Here is a 16,482-nt window from a genome sequence, read left to right on the forward strand (position 1 = left end):
TTGCTCAGCGCCCGGCGGTCTGCAACGGATACACCGACTCCCACCCTCCTCCCAGCGCCTTGTACAAGCCGACCATGGCCAAAGACACGCCGGTAGAGCTTTCCACCCACTGTTCCTGGGTCGCCAGCAACGCGCTTTGCACCGTGAGTACGTTGACGAAATCCACCACGCCTTCGACATACTGATGTTGCGCGGTGGTGAGGGCGATCTGGTTCTGGCGCACGGCTTCGGCGAGGCTGTCGCGGCGCAGTTGGCTGGCGTTGTAGCGGGTCAGCTGGTCGTCGATCTCATGCCAGGCACGCAACACGGTTTGCTGGTACGCCAGCGCCGCTTCCTGCTGTTGGGCTTCACGCAAATTCAACATGCCTTGCAGGCGACCGCCGTTGAACAGTGGCAGGCTAAATTGCGGGCCGAAGGCAAAGGCGCGGGAGCCCCAGGAGCCGAAGTCCGACAGTTGCATGGCTTGGGAGCCGAGGTTGCCAGACAGTGTAATGCGCGGGTAAAAGTCGCCCTTGGCCACGCCGATAGTCGCGGTGGCGGCGTGCAGGCGGGCTTCTGCCTGACGGATATCCGGGCGGCGTTCAGCGAGTTCCGAGGGCAGGCCGATGGCGACCTGGCGCTGGGTTTGCGGCACGGCGGCGTCCTTGGACAGCTGCGCGTGCAGGGCCTGGGGCGGCTCGCCCATCAGCAGGCTCAGGGCGTTGATCAATTGGTCCTGGCGCTGCTGCAGATCTGGCAGGCGCGCTTCGATGGTCGCGACCTGGGCAGCGGCTTCGGCCACGTCCAGGTCGGTGGCCACGCCGTCGGCCAGGCGCAGCTGCGAGAGCTTGAGGCTGTGGCGGGCGACGTCGAGGTTTTGCTCGGTAACGGCGCGGGTGTTTTGCACGCCGCGCAGTTGAATGTAGTCCTGGGCGGTCTCGGCCAGCACCGACAACAACACGGCGCGGCGGTCGTTTTCGGCGACCTCCAGGGTGGCATCGGCGGCCTCGGTTTCGCGCTTGACCCGGCCCCAGAAGTCCAGTTCCCAGGCGGCCGAGAAGCCCGCGTCCCATTGGTTGAAGGCCGAACGGCCGTTCTCGCCGGAGGGGTCGCTCAAACCTTTGCCGCTGTTGCGCTTGCGTTGATAACCGCCACCGGCATCGACGTTGGGGTAGCGTTCGGCCGTGGTTACTTGGCGTACGGCGCGGCTTTGTTGCAGGCGGCTGCTGGCCAGTTTCAGGTCGAGGTTATCGCTGAGGGCGCGGCGCGTGAGAGACGATAGCTGCTCGTCGTGGAATACATCCCACCAGCGCTCCTGCAAGGGGTCGCTGACGGCGTGGCTGGCGGCCTGACGGCCCTGGGGTTCGCTCCACTGGCTGATGTGTGGACCCTGTGGCCGCTGGAAATCCGGGCCGACCGTGCAGGCGCTCAGGCTGATCAGGCTCAAGGTGAGCCAGGCGACGTGTCTCATTGCTGGGCCACCTCACGCTGTTGCGCGACCGGCCGGGTATCGACGCTGGCCTCTACCGACATGCCGACGCGCAGGCGCTGGGTCAGTGGCTGGTTCGGTTCGAGGACGATCTTCACCGGAATACGCTGCACCACCTTGGTGAAGTTGCCAGTGGCGTTGTCCGGTTTGACCGAGGCGAACGTCACGCCCGTGGCCGGTGCCAGGCTCTCCAGGTGGCCGTTGAGCAACTCGCCGTCGAGGCTGTCGACACGCACCTGCACGGCTTGGCCGGCGTGCATGTGGGACAGTTGCGTCTCCTGGAAATTGGCCACCACATAAGCCTCGGCCAACGGCACGACCGCGAGGATCTTGCTGCCCGGCGTCACGTAGGCGCCGACCCTTACCGCACGCTCACCGACCATGCCATCCACCGGCGCGACGATGCGCGTGTAGGACAGCTGATAGCTGGCCATTTCCAACGCCGCCTGGGCGCGCTTGAGCCCACCTTCGGCCGCATCACGCTGGGCGGTGAGGATTTCCACCTGCTTGCGCTCGGCCGCCAACACGGCGGTGGCGTTGGCCAGGCGCGCGGTGGCCTGATCGATGCGGGTCTTGGCTTGCTGGGCGTTCTGTACGGTGCCCGCGCCCACGCCAGCGAGGTGGTTGTAGCGGTTCAGTTCATGTTCGGCAAAGGCCATTTCGGCGCGGTCAGCGGCCACGGTGGCTTGGGCCTGGGCGATCACCGAGCTTTGGCGCTCCAGGGTTGCGCTGGCGTTTTTCAGTTGCGCCTGGGCCACCAACGTATCGGCGTCGGCAGCCTGGGCGGCGGCGCGAAAGTCGCGGTCGTCGATCAATGCCAACAATTGGCCGGCTTTGACGCGCTGGTTGTCTTCCACCAACACTTCCTTGATGAAGCCCGCCACCCGCGGCGCGACCAGGGTGAAGTCGGCGGCGACGAAGGCGTCGTTGGTGGTCTGGTGCCTGCTGCCCAGCACGCCTGGCGCGACCAGGTAAACCAGTACGCCAACGGCAAATACAGCAATAACGGAGACGGCAATTTTGTCTTTGCGTTTCATGGAAAGTCCTTGTGGCTAGGTCGGAGCGCGAGGCGGATAGATCCGCGTGGGCATCCAGAAAATCAGCAGGATCAACGCCGCCGCGACACCGGCCATGACGACGTAAAGATCCGAAGAGGTCAGCACCACGGCCTGCTCGTGCAGGCGATGGGCGAGGCCCGGCGCATCAGCATCGGCCAGGGGCGAATTGCCCAGGCGGTCCACCAGCATGGTTGAGTGCAAGTGCAGGCGCTGGGTGGTCAGCGTGTCCAGCACGGCGGTGGCGATCACAGCGGCCAGGCCTTTGACGGTGTTGAACCAGGCAGACGCAAACGGCCCTTCGATGGGTTGGATACTGCCGGTGGACAGCATCAGCAGTGGCAACACGGCCATGGGCTGGCCGAAAATCTGCAGCAGGTACCAGCCATAGAAATCGTCACGGATCCACGCCGAGGTCAGGTGCGAACTGCCGATGCAACACAGCACCAACATGCTCAAGCCGATCCCCAATACCCAGCGGCAATCGACCCAGCGCAAGTTGCACAGCGCCGCCACCAGCGGCAACGCGATCAACTGCGGCAACGCCATCAGCAGCATCACCGGCGCGGTTTGCAGCGGCCGGTAGCCCTGGACCTGGGCGAGGAAACTCGACGGGATGATGATCACCGAGGTCAACACCATTAGCACACCTGCCAGCACGATCAGGGCAAACGCCAGGTTGCGCAGGCCGAGCATCTGCAACTTGAAGAACGGCATCGGGTGCGACCATTCGTTGAGCATGAACAACACCAGCAACACGGTGCCGCCACACAGCAGGAAGGTGATCAGGCCCGACTCGAACCAGTCCAGGCGATTGCCTTGCAGCAGGCCGATCACCAACATGCAGATCGCCGGAAACCCCAGCAGCAGGCCGCGCCAGTTGAATTGCTTGAAGCGCTCCAGGCGCAGCGGGTCTTGCGGCAGGCCATAAGCGACAGCCGCCATGGCCAGCAGGCACGGTACAACGATCTGCCAGAACGCCCATTGCCAGCCGACGTATTCGGTCCACAGCGCCGCCAACGGTGTGCCCAGGCTCGGGCCGAAAGTAGCGGTCAGTGCATAGCCGGCCAGGCCATAGAGCTTGACGTTGGCCGGCAGGAAGCGCAGCGCCACAGTCATCAGCATCGGCGGCAGCGCACCACCGGCCAAGCCTTGCACGGTGCGCAGCAGCAGCAGGCTTTCGTAGTTCGGCGCGAACGGGCAGAGGATGCCCAGCACGGTGAACAAACCGATGGCGCACAGCGTGAAGCGGCGCAGGGAAAACGTCACCGAACACCACGGCGCAAAGGCCATAGCCGCTACGGACGTGGCGGTGTAGGCGGCAACCAGCCAAGTGCCTTCGTCAAAGCCGATGTACAGCGCACCGCGGATATCAGCGAGGGCGACCTTGGTGACCATCTCGTTGAGACCAGACACCAGCACCGCCAGCAACACGCCGACCAGGCCGATGATGATGCGCAGGCCGAATACCGGCGGGCTAAGGGCAGTGGGTTTGGCTGCGGCCTGGAGCGCGGGGGCAGCGAGGGACGTCATGAACAGGTAACTCGGAATGATAAATACCCGAGCAGTTTAATCAGGCACTTGCATGACAAAAAGTGACTTGTTGGCAGGTTATAAGTGCGCCAGACGCAATCCAAATGTGGGAGGGGGCTTGCTCCCTCCCACATTTTTATTGTGCATGGCTTGAGGTTTTTAGTTGGGTTGGGCTTCGAGCCAGGTGGCGTGGCAACTCTCGCGCATGGTTTCGCGCAGCCATTTGTGCGCCGGGTCTTTGTCGAAGCGCGGGTGCCAGGATTGGGCCAATACCAGCGTCGGCAACGAGATCGGCAGCGGAAATGCACGCAGTGGCAGGTTCAGGCGCTTTGCACTCAAGAGCGCTTCCTTGGGCACCGGCAGGATCAGGTCGGAGTCCGACAGCATGAACATCGCGCCGTGAAAGCCCGGCGCGATCATCGCTACGCGGCGCTCCAGGCCCTGCTCACTCAGCGCGGTGTCGATCGGCCCACGGGCGATGCCGCGCCGCGAGATGCTGATGTGGGAATAGCTGGCAAAGCGTGCGGCGGTGATTTCTTCGTCGAACAACGGGTGGTCTTGCCGCGCCAGACCGACGAAGGTGGTGGAGAACAGGTTCTGCACCTTCACCTCGGGGCTGACCGGCATGGTGTTGCTCACGCGAAGGTCCAGGCGCCCTTCGCGCAAAGCTTCGTCGTCGGTGTCGCCTTCGGGCACGAAACGCAGTTCGCAGAGCGGCGCCACACGCTCCATGGTGTCGAACAGCCGACCGCCATACACCCCGATGAAGAAGTCATTGGCACGCACGCTGAAGCGGCGGCGCAGTGTGCTCAAGTCCACTTGGTCCGCCGAGCGAAACAGCAGCGCGGCCTGCTCCACCACGTTGCGCACCTGGCCTTGCAGCTCCAGGGCCTTGGGGGTCGGCACCAGGCCACGGCCGGCACGCACCAGGATCGGATCGCCCACCGCTTCGCGGATCCGCGTGAGGGTGCGGCTCATGGCGGCCGGGCTGAGGTTCATACGCCGCGCGGCGCCGACCACACTGCCCTCGTCAAGCAACGCGTCGAGGGCGACCAGCAGGTTCATATCCGGTAATTGCATGCCAAGCACTCGTGATCAGTGGGGAGTGAACTGGGCGCAATCGTAGCAGGGATCATTGGCTCAGCGCTGCATACCCCAGCGCTTCACCGTAAGCCGCTCAAAGGTATTGAACACCAGGTTTTCCACCAGCAAGCCGATCAGAATCACCACCGCCAAGCCGGCAAAGACCTTGTCGGTGTACAGCTCATTGCGATTCTGGAAGATGTACCAACCCAACCCACCCTTGCCGCTGGTGGCACCGAACACCAACTCGGCGGCGATCAGCGTACGCCAGGCAAATGCCCAGCCGATCCTGAGCCCGGCCAGGATCGACGGCAGCGCCGCCGGGATCAGGATGAACAGCACGAAGCGCATACCCTTGAGGCCATAGTTGCGGCCCGCCATGCGCAGGGTTTCGGACACGCCAAGAAACCCCGAATAGGTGTTCAACGCCAAGGCCCACAGCACCGAATGCACCAGCACAAAGATCAGGCTGTTCTGCCCCAGGCCGAACCACAGCAGCGCCAACGGCAGCAATGCGATGGCCGGCAGCGGGTTGAACATTGAGGTCAACGTACTAAGCAAGTCGCGACCCAACTGGGTCGACACCGCCAGTGTGGTCAAGGCAAACGCCAGCACGATACCGATCAGGTAACCCTTGATCAGCACCACCAGCGAGATACTGACTTTGCTCAGCAACTCGCCACTGAGCAGGCCGTCGAACAGTGCCTGAGAGGTCTGCAAAAAGCTCGGCAGCAGCAGGTCGTTGTTCTGGTAGCGGGCAACCGCCTCCCAGAGAATGGCGAGCACGATCAGGATCAGGCCCTTGCGCAACCAGCCTTGCTGCCACAGGCGTTGGCGAAATGGCAGCTCGCGCTCCACAGGCACGCTGAGCAGCGGTTCGAGACTGACTTCAAATTCCTGGCGCATACGTCGGCCCCTTCAGTAAGCGATGCGAATATCAGCGAAACCCAACTCACGCTCGGCCTCGGGCACTTCATCGAACAGCAGGCGATGAATACGCCGCGCCGACGCCTGGAACTCCACACCGCCAAGGCTGTGCAAGTCGTATTGATGGCTGTGGATCTCGGCGCGCACGCGGCCGGGGTGGGGCGACAACAACAGGATGCGGTTACCCACCACCAGCGCCTCCTCGATGGAGTGGGTGACGAATAACAGGGTGAAACGCACCTCTTCCCAGAGCAGCAGCAACTCTTCCTGCATCTTGCGCCGGGTCAGGGCGTCGAGGGCGGCGAAGGGTTCGTCCATCAGCAGGATTTTCGGCTGCATGGCCAGCGCGCGGGCAATCGCCACACGGGCCTTCATGCCGCCGGAAAGGGTGTGGGGGTAGGCGTCGGAAAAAGCACTGAGGCCAACTTTATCGAGGTAATGCAGCGCACGCTCTTCGGCCTCGCCACGCTTCAACATCTTGGAGGCCAGCAGCGGGAACATCACGTTCTGCTTGACGGTTTTCCACGGCGGCAACTGGTCAAATTCCTGGAACACTACAATACGATCCGGGCCGGGCTGTTCGACCTTCTGCCCCAGCAAGCGAATCTCGCCTTCACAGGGTTTGATAAACCCGGCGATGGACTTGAGCAGGGTTGATTTGCCGCAACCCGAAGGGCCGAGCAAGACGTAACGGTCGGCCGGGTCGATCTCGAAACTGACTTGGTGAGTGGCCCGCACCACACGCTCGGGGGTGCGGTATTCAAGGCTGACGTGGTCCACGGCCAAGAGTGGCTCGGCGGTGTTCAGGCTGCTGGCCGTGTGGCCTTGCAAAGGCGCGTTCATGTCAGCTTCCTTGCAAGGGCTTGGCGTCCTGGAAGAAGTAGTCCTTCCACGATTCAGGCTTGTTCTTGATGGCGCCAACGCGGTAGAGGAATTCGGCCAGCGGGTAGGTATTTTTCGGGGTGACGCTGAATTCGAACTGCGGGTTGTCGATGATTTTCAGCAGTTCGGCACGGTCAATCTTGGCCTTGGTGACACGGATGTAGGTGTCCGCCGCCGCGCCTTTGTCGTTCTGGGCGAATTGCGCAGCTTCGGTCAACGCCTCGACAAATGCCGTGTAGGTTTTCGGATTGTCTTTGCGGAATTTTTCGGTGGCGAACAGCACCGTCGGCGAGTTCGGGCCCAACAGGTCATAGGTGTTCAGTACTACATGCACGTTAGGGTTGGTAAGCGCCTGGTTCTGGAACGGCGGGTTGGAAAAGTGCCCGGTCAACTCGGTACCGCCGGCGATCAACGCTGCAGTGGCGTCAGGATGCGGGACGGCGACGGTGTACTTGTCGAGGCGATTGAATTCCTTGTCACCCCACTGTTTGGCTGCGGCGTATTGCAGGAAGCGCGATTGCACCGATACCCCCACAGCCGGCACTGCGATGCGGTCTTGTTCGGTGAAGTCGGCGATAGTTTTGACCTTGGGATTATTGCTGATCAGGTAATAGGGGAAGTTACCCAGGGAGGCCACAGCCTTGATGTTCTGCTTGCCGTGGGTGCGGTCCCAGATGGTCAGCAAGGGGCCGACGCCGGCTCCGGCGATGTCGATGGAACCGGCGAGCAAAGCGTCGTTGACGGCTGCGCCACCGGACAACTGGGTCCAGTCGACCTCGATGTCGATGCCTTCTTGCTTGCCGTATTTTTCGATCAGGTTTTGGTCACGCACCACGTTGAGCAAAAGGTAGACGATGCCAAACTGCTCGGCGATGCGAATTTTACCTTCGGCCTGGGCGGTGGCCGGGGCGATCAGGCTACCGGCCAATAGGCTGATACCCAAGCCGATGGTCAAAGCCAAGCGTGCAAATGGAAGACTTCTGGACATGCTCATGCTCCGAATCAGAAAGGCGAATCGCCCTGGATGGTGGTGCGGTACAACTTGCGGCGCAGGTGGCTTGGGCAACCGGCGGCCAGGTGGATCAGCGAGCGGTTGTCCCAGAACACCAGGTCGTGGGGTTGCCATTGGTGGCGGTAGATGTTTTCTGGCAGCACGCTGTGTGCATAGAGCTGGGCCAGCAGGTCACGGCTTTCGTCATCGGGCAGGCCGACGATGCGGGTGGTGAAGCCTTCGCTGACGAACAGCGCCTTGCGGCCATTTTCCGGGTGGGTGCGCACGATGGGGTGTACCACTTCGGCGACTTGAGCGAGCTGTTCCGGGGTCAAGGTTGGGCGCCAGTTGCCTTCGAATTTGGTTTCGCTGTAGCGCGCCGTGTAGGAGTGCGCAGCACTGCGCCCTTCCACGGCGTTGCGCAGGTGTTCGGGCAGTTGCTCCCAGGCCTTGTGCATGTCGGCAAACAGGGTGTCGCCACCTTCGGCGGGCAGCTCCTGGGCATGCAGCATCGAGCCCAGGCTTGGCAGCGCCTTATAGGACAGGTCCGAGTGCCAGAACTTGCCGGCATCCCCCAGGCCGACGGATTGGCCGTTCTCGATAATGTTGGAGACGATCAGGATTTCCGGGTGGTTGGCCAGCAGGAACTGTTTGAGCACATGAATCTGCAACACACCGAAACGGCGGCTGAAGGCGATCTGTTGTTCGGGGGTGATGCGCTGGTCACGGAACACCACGACGTGATGGTCCAGGTGTGCGCGGTGGATACGGGCGAAGTCCTGGTCGTTGACCGGGCGGGACAAGTCCAGGCCAATGATCTCGGCGCCGACACTGCCGGGGAAGGGGCGGATGTCGAAAGTTTTGGCGGTGGTGGGGGCAGCAGCGGTGGCGGACATTGGATTCACTCCCGGCGGTCAGGGAAGTGAATTTATAGGTATAAGAACGGGATTTTAAATACTGTTAAGGCATATCGATATGGCCGTTTGGTTTGAGGCCCAGGGTGATGCTGATGGCCCTATCGGGAGCAAGCCCCCTCCCACATTTGAATGTATTCACAAATCAACTGTGGGAGGAGGCTTGCTCCCGATGGGGCCGGCAAAGGCGCCAGAGAATTACCGCTCGTGCAACGCCTCGGCCCGCGCCTTGATGATCGGCTTGAGCAGGTAGCTGAGGATGCTTTTCTTGCCGGTGATGATATCCACCGAGGCGACCATGCCCGGGATAATCAGCAACGGCTTCTCATCGGTGCCCAGGTGGCTGCGGTCGGTGCGCAGGGTGATCATGTAGTAGGTGGTTTTCTTGTCTTCGTCGGTGATGGTGTCGGCACCGATGCGTTCGAGCTTGGCCTTGAGCCCGCCGTAGATGGTGTAGTCATAGGCGGTGAACTTGACCACCGCTTCTTGCCCCGGGTGCAGGAAAGCAATGTCTTGCGGCCGGATCTTGGCTTCCACCAGCAGGGTGTCGTTCAGTGGCACGATTTCGACCATGTCGCTGCCCGGCTGGATGACACCGCCGACGGTGTTGACCAGCAACTGCTTGACGATCCCGCGCACCGGCGAGGTGACCAGGGTGCGGCTGACTCGGTCTTCCAGGGCGCGGCCAGTGGACTCGGCCTTGTTCAGTTCGGTACGGGCTTCGTTGAGTTGGGTCAGGGCTTCGCTGCGGAATTTGCCACGGGTTTCGTCGATCTTGCGTTGCACTTCCTTGATCGCTGACTCGGCGCGGGGGATCGCCAGGGTGGTGGCGTCCAACTGGCCGCGGGTTTCCATTTCAGCGCGCTTGAGACGTAGCACTTCCACCGGCGATACCGCACCCTGAGCCACCAGCGGCTCGGACATGTTGATTTCCTGGCGCTGCAGGGACAACTGGCTGCGGTACTGGCTCTGCTTGGAAGTGAACTCGCGCAGCTCCTGTTGGCGCTGTACCAGTTGCTCCTGCAAGCCGCCGACTTCGTCTTTCAACTGCTGGCGACGGCTTTCATACAACGAGCGCTCATTGGCAGCCTGGCTCGGCGCAGCCTTGAGCACGTCGTCGGGGATGTTCAGCGGGCGATCATCCACCTGCGCACTCAGGCGTTCGACCCGCAGTTGCATGGCCAGGCGCAGGGCTTCGGTTTCCCCGGCATTGGAGACAAACCGCGTGTCGTCGAGGCGAATCAACGGCGCGCCGGCTTCTACGATCTGGCCTTCCTTGACGTACAACTCGGCGACGATACCGCCTTCCAGGTTCTGGATTTTCTGCAATTTGGACGATGGAATCGCCTTGCCGTCGCCACGGGTTACTTCGTCGATCTGGGAAAACCCTGCCCACACCACCAGGAACACAAAGAACCCGATGATCGCCCAGATGGTCAGGCGGATGACTCGCGGCGCATCTTCGATCAGCGCTTTGTTGACCTCGGGCAGGGGTTGGCCCTGCAGCGAATCGGAGCCTTTGAAGTAGCGGCCGACCGCACTCTTGATGGAGTTAAGCAACACTGATCTGCCCCTTCTTCAACGCTTCCATGACCACGGCTTTCGGGCCGTCCGCGAGAATCTGCCCACGGTCGACCACCAGCAGGCGGTCTACCAGGGAGAGCAGTGAAGCCCGGTGCGTGACCAGCACCACAGTCTTGTTTTGCACCACGGCTTGCAGGCGTTGTTTCAAGCGTTCTTCACCGGTGTTGTCCATGGCGCTGGTGGGTTCGTCCAGCAGCAGGATGGGCGGGTTGAGCAACAATGCACGGGCCAGGGCGACGTTCTGGCGCTGACCGCCGGACAGGTTCTGCCCACGCTCGCCGACTTGCAGCTCGTAGCCCTGGGGATGCAGGCGGGCGAATTCGTGCACACCGGCCAGTTCGGCGGCTTGCAGGACCATTTCATCCTCGACGTAACGCGCACCGCTGACCAGGTTGTCGCGCAGGGTGCCGGCGAGCAGTTGGATGTCCTGGGCGACGTAGCCGATGTTGTGGCGCAGTTCGCTCACGTCGATCTGGCGCACGTCCACGCCGTCCACCAGCAATGCGCCGGAGTCGGGTTGATATAGGCCGACGATCAATTTGGCCAGGGAGCTTTTGCCCGAGCCACTGCGGCCGATGATGCCGATTTTTTCCCCGGGCTTGATCACCAGGTTGATGTTTCTCAGCGCTGGGTTCTGTTGGTTCGGGTAGGTGAAGTTCAGGCCCCGGCACTCGATGGCGCCTTGCAGGGTGCGGCGGCTCATGGGGCGCTCTTCGAAATTGCGCTCCTGGGGCAGCTCCATCATCTGGTCCACCGAGGTCATGGTGACCTTGGCTTGCTGGTAGCGCGTCAGCAGGCCCGACAGCGACGCCAGCGGGCTCAAGGCACGGCCACTGAGCATGTAGCAGGCAATCAGGCCACCCATGCTGAGGTTGCCGTCGATGATCTGGTACACGCCGAACACGATCATGATCACGCCGGCCAATTGCTGGATCAGCAGGGTCATGTTCATCGACAGGCCCGACAGTAACTTCACCCGCAGCTCAAGCCGGCTCAACGTGCCGATGGTCTGTTCCCAGCCGTACTGGCGCTCGCTTTCGGCGTTGTTGACCTTGACCGCATCGAGCCCGGCAAGGGTTTCGATCAGGCTCGACTGGCGCTCGGCGGCCAGGGCCATGGTACGTTCCATGGTAGCCACCAACGGCTTTTGCAGCGCATAGCCGATACCCAGCGCCAGCGGGAATGCCAGCACCGGCACCCACACCAGATGCCCACCGAGGATGGCGATCACCAGGAAGATCAGCAAGGTGAACGGCAGGTCGATCAGGCTGGTGAGGGTCAGCGACGCGAGGAAGTCACGCAGGCTTTGAAACTCATGAATGTTCTGGGCGAAGCTACCGACTCGCGCCGGGCGGTACTTCATGGACATGCCGACGATGCGTTCGAACAGTGTGGCCGAGATGATCAGGTCGGTTTTTTTACCGGCCAGGTCCAGGCACAGGCTGCGCAGGCTTTTCAGGACCAGGTCGAACAGGTACGCGCCGCAGATACCCACGGCCAGCACCCACAGGGTGGCGGTGGCCTGGTTCGGTACGACGCGGTCGTACACGTTCATCACGAACAGCGGTGCGGCCATGGCGATGATATTGATCAGGAAGCTGGCGGCGATGGCGTCGGTGTAGAGCCAGCGCGAACGCTTGAGGGTGTCACGGAACCACGAACGCGCCCGAGGAATCAGGCTGCCGTGGTTGACGTCGAATTTGTGTTGCGGCTGGGCGAAGAAGACCTTGCCGATGTAGTCGTCGGCCAACGCCTCGCGCTTGATCAGCACTTCGCCGCCGTCGCTTTCGCTGAGCAGGACCCGTGCTTCATCCTCGCCTTGCCAGCCGACCAGCACGGTGCTGCGACCGTCCTTGAGCAACAGCAGCGCCGGCAATGCAATCGTCGGGATCTGCTCCAGCTTGCGTTGCAGCACCCGGCCTTGCAACCCGGCACGCGCGGCGGCACGCGGCAACAGCTCGGCACTCAAACGCTGCGAAGGCAGCGGCAGGCCGGTGGTGAGCATGGCCGCACTGGCCGGTTTCTGGTGCAGGGCGCAGAGCGCCAACAACCCGTCGAGCAATGGGTCGTCGTGCAGGGCGCGTGGATCATGACTGAGATGAACTCGACTGATTTCAGATTCCACGCGGTGCACTCTCGACTAACAGATGGGGCTATTGAGGTGACTCAATTCATCCCAGGCAGTTGGACTTTAGGTTTCACGTCGTTCTGTACGACGGAAGCCATCGGTGCGACCACTCCCTGGCTCTTGAGCAATTCACCCATGGTCGCCTTGATTCGGTACTGAGTAAATAACTGAATGTTCTTGATTTCTTCCAGGCGGCGGGAAGCGGTGAACAATTCATTCTCGCTGTCGAGCAAATCCAACAGGGTACGTTGACCGAGGCCGAACTGTTGCTGGTAGGACGTGCGTACGCGGGTACTGTGGTCCACGTATTGCTGGGCGACCGGCAATTGGGCGTTGGCGTTGTTCAGTGCGTTCCAAGCCAAGCCTAGCTCTTCATTGAGTTGGCGCAAGGCGTTGTTGCGAATGTCCAGCGCTTGGTTAGCCTGGTAGGACTTCGATTGCAGGTCAGCCTTGTTGCTGCCACCGGCGAACAGGTTGAAGCGCATGCGCACCATGGCTTCCCAGCCATTGCTGTGGTTGGGATCACCGGAGACGTTGTTGTCGGCATTGGTGCCCAACTCAGCGTCGAAGCGCGGGTAGAAGGTGGACTTGGCGGCTTCGTACTGCTTCTCGGCGGCGGAGATATCCGACTCGGCCGAACGCAGGATCGGGCTGTTGTCGAGCATCTGGCGACGGGCTTCATTCAGGTCTGCCGGCAGCATGGCCATGAACGGCGCCGGGCGCTCGAGCTGGTCGGGCATCTGGCCGACGGCGCTGAGGTAGTTGACCTGCGCGTCTGCCAGGTTGGTCTGCTCGGTGATCAGGTTGTTGCGGGCCTGGGCCAGGCGCGCTTCGGCCTGGTCCTGGTCGGCACCGTTGCCGACGCCACGCTGGGTGCGCAACTTGATCTGATCGTAGATGCGTTCGTGGTTGCGCAGGTTGTCTTCGGCCAGGCGCACGAACTCACGGCGGGTCAACACTTCCAGGTAAACCTGGGCGACGGTCAACGCCGTACGCTCGGAAGTACCCAGCAAAGAGTAGGCACGGGAATTAACGTTGGCTTGTTGACGCCCGACTTCGCTGGAGGTGGCGAAACCGTCAAAAATCATTTGCTGCAGGCGCAGGCTGGATTCACCGCGGTTGAGCGTGTCCCAGTGATTGCCGCTTGGGTTGTTAGCTCGGGTGGTGGCGTTGTCAGTACCTTGGCGCCCGTAACCGGCGTTCAGGTCGACACGCGGTAGGTAACCACCTTGTGCAGCGCGCAATTGGTAGTCAGCGGCGATGCGGCTATTTACACCCGCCTGGATTTCCGGGTGTACATCCAAGGCCTGCTGCATAGCTTGGGGCAGTGTCTGGGCTTGTACGAAACTGGCGGCGAGAACGAACGGTATTGCCTTGAACAGGTGCAGACGCATTTAAAAATCCCCAGGACTTCTTGTCTCAAGTCACAGCGATTGGCACCGCTGCGTCGGATAATGGCTACCGTAATGACCGTACGTCGGAAAGTTCAAAAAAGCGGAACTGCTTCACACATGTAGGACGGTTCGCCGCATAAATATCAATGTGACATTACGGTGCTGATTGTTTAGGATGGCAGCCATAAGGTCAATACTTTGGCACAAACTAGATCACTAAAAAATCTAGCCAAATATTTGACGTCAAGACATTCATAGACTACGACCTCCAAATTAGCAGCGCTAATCACACGCTGCAAAATGGAATTTATCGAAACGGATTGCCGGAGAAAATTTTAATGAGCAGTGTTGTTGCCATCGTCAAAAGCATTGTTGGTCAAGTTTTCGTTATTTCTCCGGAAGGCACGCGGCGTGTCCTCGTAGAAGGTGATCGCCTGTTCGCGGGTGACCAGATCGACACGGGCATGTCCGGCGCGGTGAGCCTGGAGTTGGCCGACGGCCGCATCCTGGACCTGGGCCGCGACACCCAGTGGAGCGCTGACCTGCCAGACTCCAGCCTCGACCTCGCCGCCGCTAACGAACAAGCCGCGCCATCGGTTGCCGAGCTGCAGCAAGCCATCGCCGCCGGCGCCGACCCGACCACCGACCTGGAAGCCACCGCCGCAGGCGCAAACGCTACGGGTAATGGTGCTGCCGGTGGCGGCCACAGTTTCGTGGTGCTGGACGCGACTGCTGGCCGCGTTGATCCGACCATCGGCTTCCCAACCGGCCCCATTGGCCAGGGAACTTCGACACTCAACGCGCTGACCGGCGCCCCTGGCGCCGACTCAGGCTTGGCGCTGCAGCCCTCGACCCTGTCCCTGAGTGCAACTCCGACCATCACCGAAGCCGGCGGCGTGCTGACCTACACCGCTACCGTGACCCGGCCTTCCACCAGCGACGTGACCGTCACCTTGTCCAATGGCGCGGTGATTACCATCCCGTCCGGCCAGTTGACCGGCACCGTCAACGTGCCCCTGGCCCCTAACGACAGCCCCTACATCGACCCGAGCCAGATCAGCGTCAGCGTTACCGGTACCACCGGCGGCGGCAATCTGGTGCTGACCATCGACCCTAATCCGGCCGTGACGCAGATCACCGATACCATCGACACCACCACCGTCACGCTGACCGCGGGCGATACGGTGACTGAAGGCGGCCAGATCACCTACACCGCCACCTTGACCAACCCGGCACAGACGCCGGTGACCGTCACCTTGAGCAATGGCTCGGTGATTACCATCAAGGCGGGCGAATCGACGGGCAGCGTTGTTGTCGATACTCCGGCTAACGACGTCTACAACAATGGTTCTACCGTCAGCACCACCATTACCGGCGCAACCGGCGGTAACTTCGAGAACCTGGTGCCGAGCACCACGCCTGCGGTCACCACCATTACTGATTCGGTCGACACCACCACCGTCACACTGACCGCTGGCGAGACCGTGACCGAAGGCGGGCAGATTACCTACACCGCCACCTTGACCAATCCGGCGCAGACGCCGGTGACCGTCACCTTGAGCAATGGCTCGGTGATCACCATCAAGGCGGGCGAGTCGACGGGCACCGTTGTGGTCGATACACCGGCTAACGACGTCTACAACAATGGTTCGACTGTCAGCACCACCATCACCGGTGCAAACGGCGGTAACTTTGAGAACCTGGTACCGAGCACAACGCCTGCGGTCACCACCATTACTGATTCGATCGACACCACCACCGTTACCCTGACTGCCGATGGCAACGTAACCGAAGGCGGGCAGATTACCTACACCGCTACCTTGACCAACCCGGCGCAAACTCCGGTGACCATCACCTTGAGCAATGGCTCGGTGATCACCATCAAGGCCGGAGAGTCGGCGGGCACAGTGGTCGTGGATACGCCGGCCAACGACGTCTACAACAACGGTTCGACTGTCAGCACCACCATTACCGGCGCTACGGGTGGCAACTTTGAGAGCCTGGTGCCGAGCACGACACCGGCGGTCACCACCATCACTGATTCGGTCGATACCACCACCGTCACCCTGACGGCAGGCCCGACTGTGACCGAAGGCGGCCAGATCACCTACACCGCCACCTTGACCAACCCGGCGCAAACGCCGGTGACCGTCACCTTGAGCAATGGCTCGGTGATCACTATCAAGGCAGGCGAGTCCGTCGGCAGCGTGGTTGTGGACACGCCGCCCAACGACGTCTACGTCAACGGCAGCACCGTCAGCACCACCATCACCGGCGCGACCGGCGGCAATTTTGAAAGCCTGGTGCCGAGTACGACACCGGCGGTTACCACGATCACCGATTCGATCGACACCACCACCGTGACGCTGACTGCGCCGACCGAGGCGAACGAGGGCGGGCAGATTACGTACACCGCTACGCTTTCCAATAAGGCGGGCACTGACGTTACGTTGAAGTTGGATAACGGTTCGTCCATTACCATCAAGGCTGGCGAGACCGTTGGCACGGTAACCGTCCCTGCAC

General features: G+C 61.6%; 12 protein-coding genes. 1 reads left to right on the plus strand and 11 read right to left on the minus strand.

What is annotated here, in order from left to right; translation table 11 throughout:
• Nucleotides 1-4 precede the first annotated feature (4 nt).
• From JFT66_RS18890 to JFT66_RS18940, 11 genes are all read right to left on the minus strand, one after another.
• The gene (locus JFT66_RS18890; RefSeq protein ID WP_198859857.1) at nt 5-1,450 is read right to left on the minus strand and encodes an efflux transporter outer membrane subunit; all 1,446 of its coding nucleotides are present in this window, start codon (nt 1,448-1,450) and stop codon (nt 5-7) included.
• The gene (locus tag JFT66_RS18895) at nt 1,447-2,505 is read right to left on the minus strand and encodes an HlyD family secretion protein (protein WP_198859858.1); all 1,059 of its coding nucleotides are present in this window, start codon (nt 2,503-2,505) and stop codon (nt 1,447-1,449) included. Before JFT66_RS18895 ends, JFT66_RS18890 begins: the two co-directional genes overlap by 4 nt.
• 15 nt (nt 2,506-2,520) lie before the next feature.
• Complete coding sequence (locus tag JFT66_RS18900) at nt 2,521-4,056, minus strand: MFS transporter (RefSeq protein ID WP_034116728.1); 1,536 nt, start codon at nt 4,054-4,056, stop codon at nt 2,521-2,523.
• 159 nt (nt 4,057-4,215) lie between these two features.
• Nucleotides 4,216-5,136, minus strand: a complete 921-nt coding sequence (locus JFT66_RS18905; protein WP_153871723.1) for a LysR family transcriptional regulator — start codon at nt 5,134-5,136, stop codon at nt 4,216-4,218.
• A gap of 60 nt (nt 5,137-5,196) precedes the next feature.
• A complete protein-coding gene (locus JFT66_RS18910; protein ID WP_034116726.1) occupies nt 5,197-6,045 on the minus strand; it encodes an ABC transporter permease in 849 nt (282 codons plus the stop codon).
• A 12-nt stretch (nt 6,046-6,057) separates the two neighbouring features.
• Nucleotides 6,058-6,909, minus strand: coding sequence for an ABC transporter ATP-binding protein (locus JFT66_RS18915; RefSeq protein ID WP_198859859.1), 852 nt, complete (start codon nt 6,907-6,909; stop codon nt 6,058-6,060).
• Nucleotide 6,910: 1 nt separating this feature from the next.
• On the minus strand, nt 6,911-7,936 hold the full coding sequence (locus JFT66_RS18920; RefSeq protein WP_034116724.1) for an ABC transporter substrate-binding protein: 1,026 nt from the start codon (nt 7,934-7,936) through the stop codon (nt 6,911-6,913).
• Nucleotides 7,937-7,950: 14 nt separating this feature from the next.
• Complete coding sequence (locus JFT66_RS18925; protein WP_198859860.1) at nt 7,951-8,835, minus strand: TauD/TfdA dioxygenase family protein; 885 nt, start codon at nt 8,833-8,835, stop codon at nt 7,951-7,953.
• 216 nt (nt 8,836-9,051) lie between these two features.
• Nucleotides 9,052-10,416 (minus strand): HlyD family type I secretion periplasmic adaptor subunit, encoded by a 1,365-nt coding sequence (locus JFT66_RS18930; RefSeq protein WP_034116722.1) that lies wholly within the window; start codon nt 10,414-10,416, stop codon nt 9,052-9,054.
• Entirely contained in the window at nt 10,406-12,562 is a 2,157-nt protein-coding gene (locus tag JFT66_RS18935; RefSeq protein WP_198859861.1) for a type I secretion system permease/ATPase, read from the minus strand. Before JFT66_RS18935 ends, JFT66_RS18930 begins: the two co-directional genes overlap by 11 nt.
• A gap of 41 nt (nt 12,563-12,603) precedes the next feature.
• Nucleotides 12,604-13,959, minus strand: a complete 1,356-nt coding sequence (locus tag JFT66_RS18940; protein WP_034116721.1) for a TolC family outer membrane protein — start codon at nt 13,957-13,959, stop codon at nt 12,604-12,606.
• A gap of 338 nt (nt 13,960-14,297) precedes the next feature.
• Here JFT66_RS18940 and JFT66_RS18945 point away from each other — a divergent pair.
• Nucleotides 14,298-16,482: retention module-containing protein (locus JFT66_RS18945; protein ID WP_198859862.1), on the plus strand; the 2,185-nt coding region annotated here is incomplete at its 3' end.

The sequence above is a fragment of the Pseudomonas sp. MF6755 genome (assembly GCF_016405635.1).
Lineage (GTDB): Bacteria > Pseudomonadota > Gammaproteobacteria > Pseudomonadales > Pseudomonadaceae > Aquipseudomonas > Aquipseudomonas haemolytica.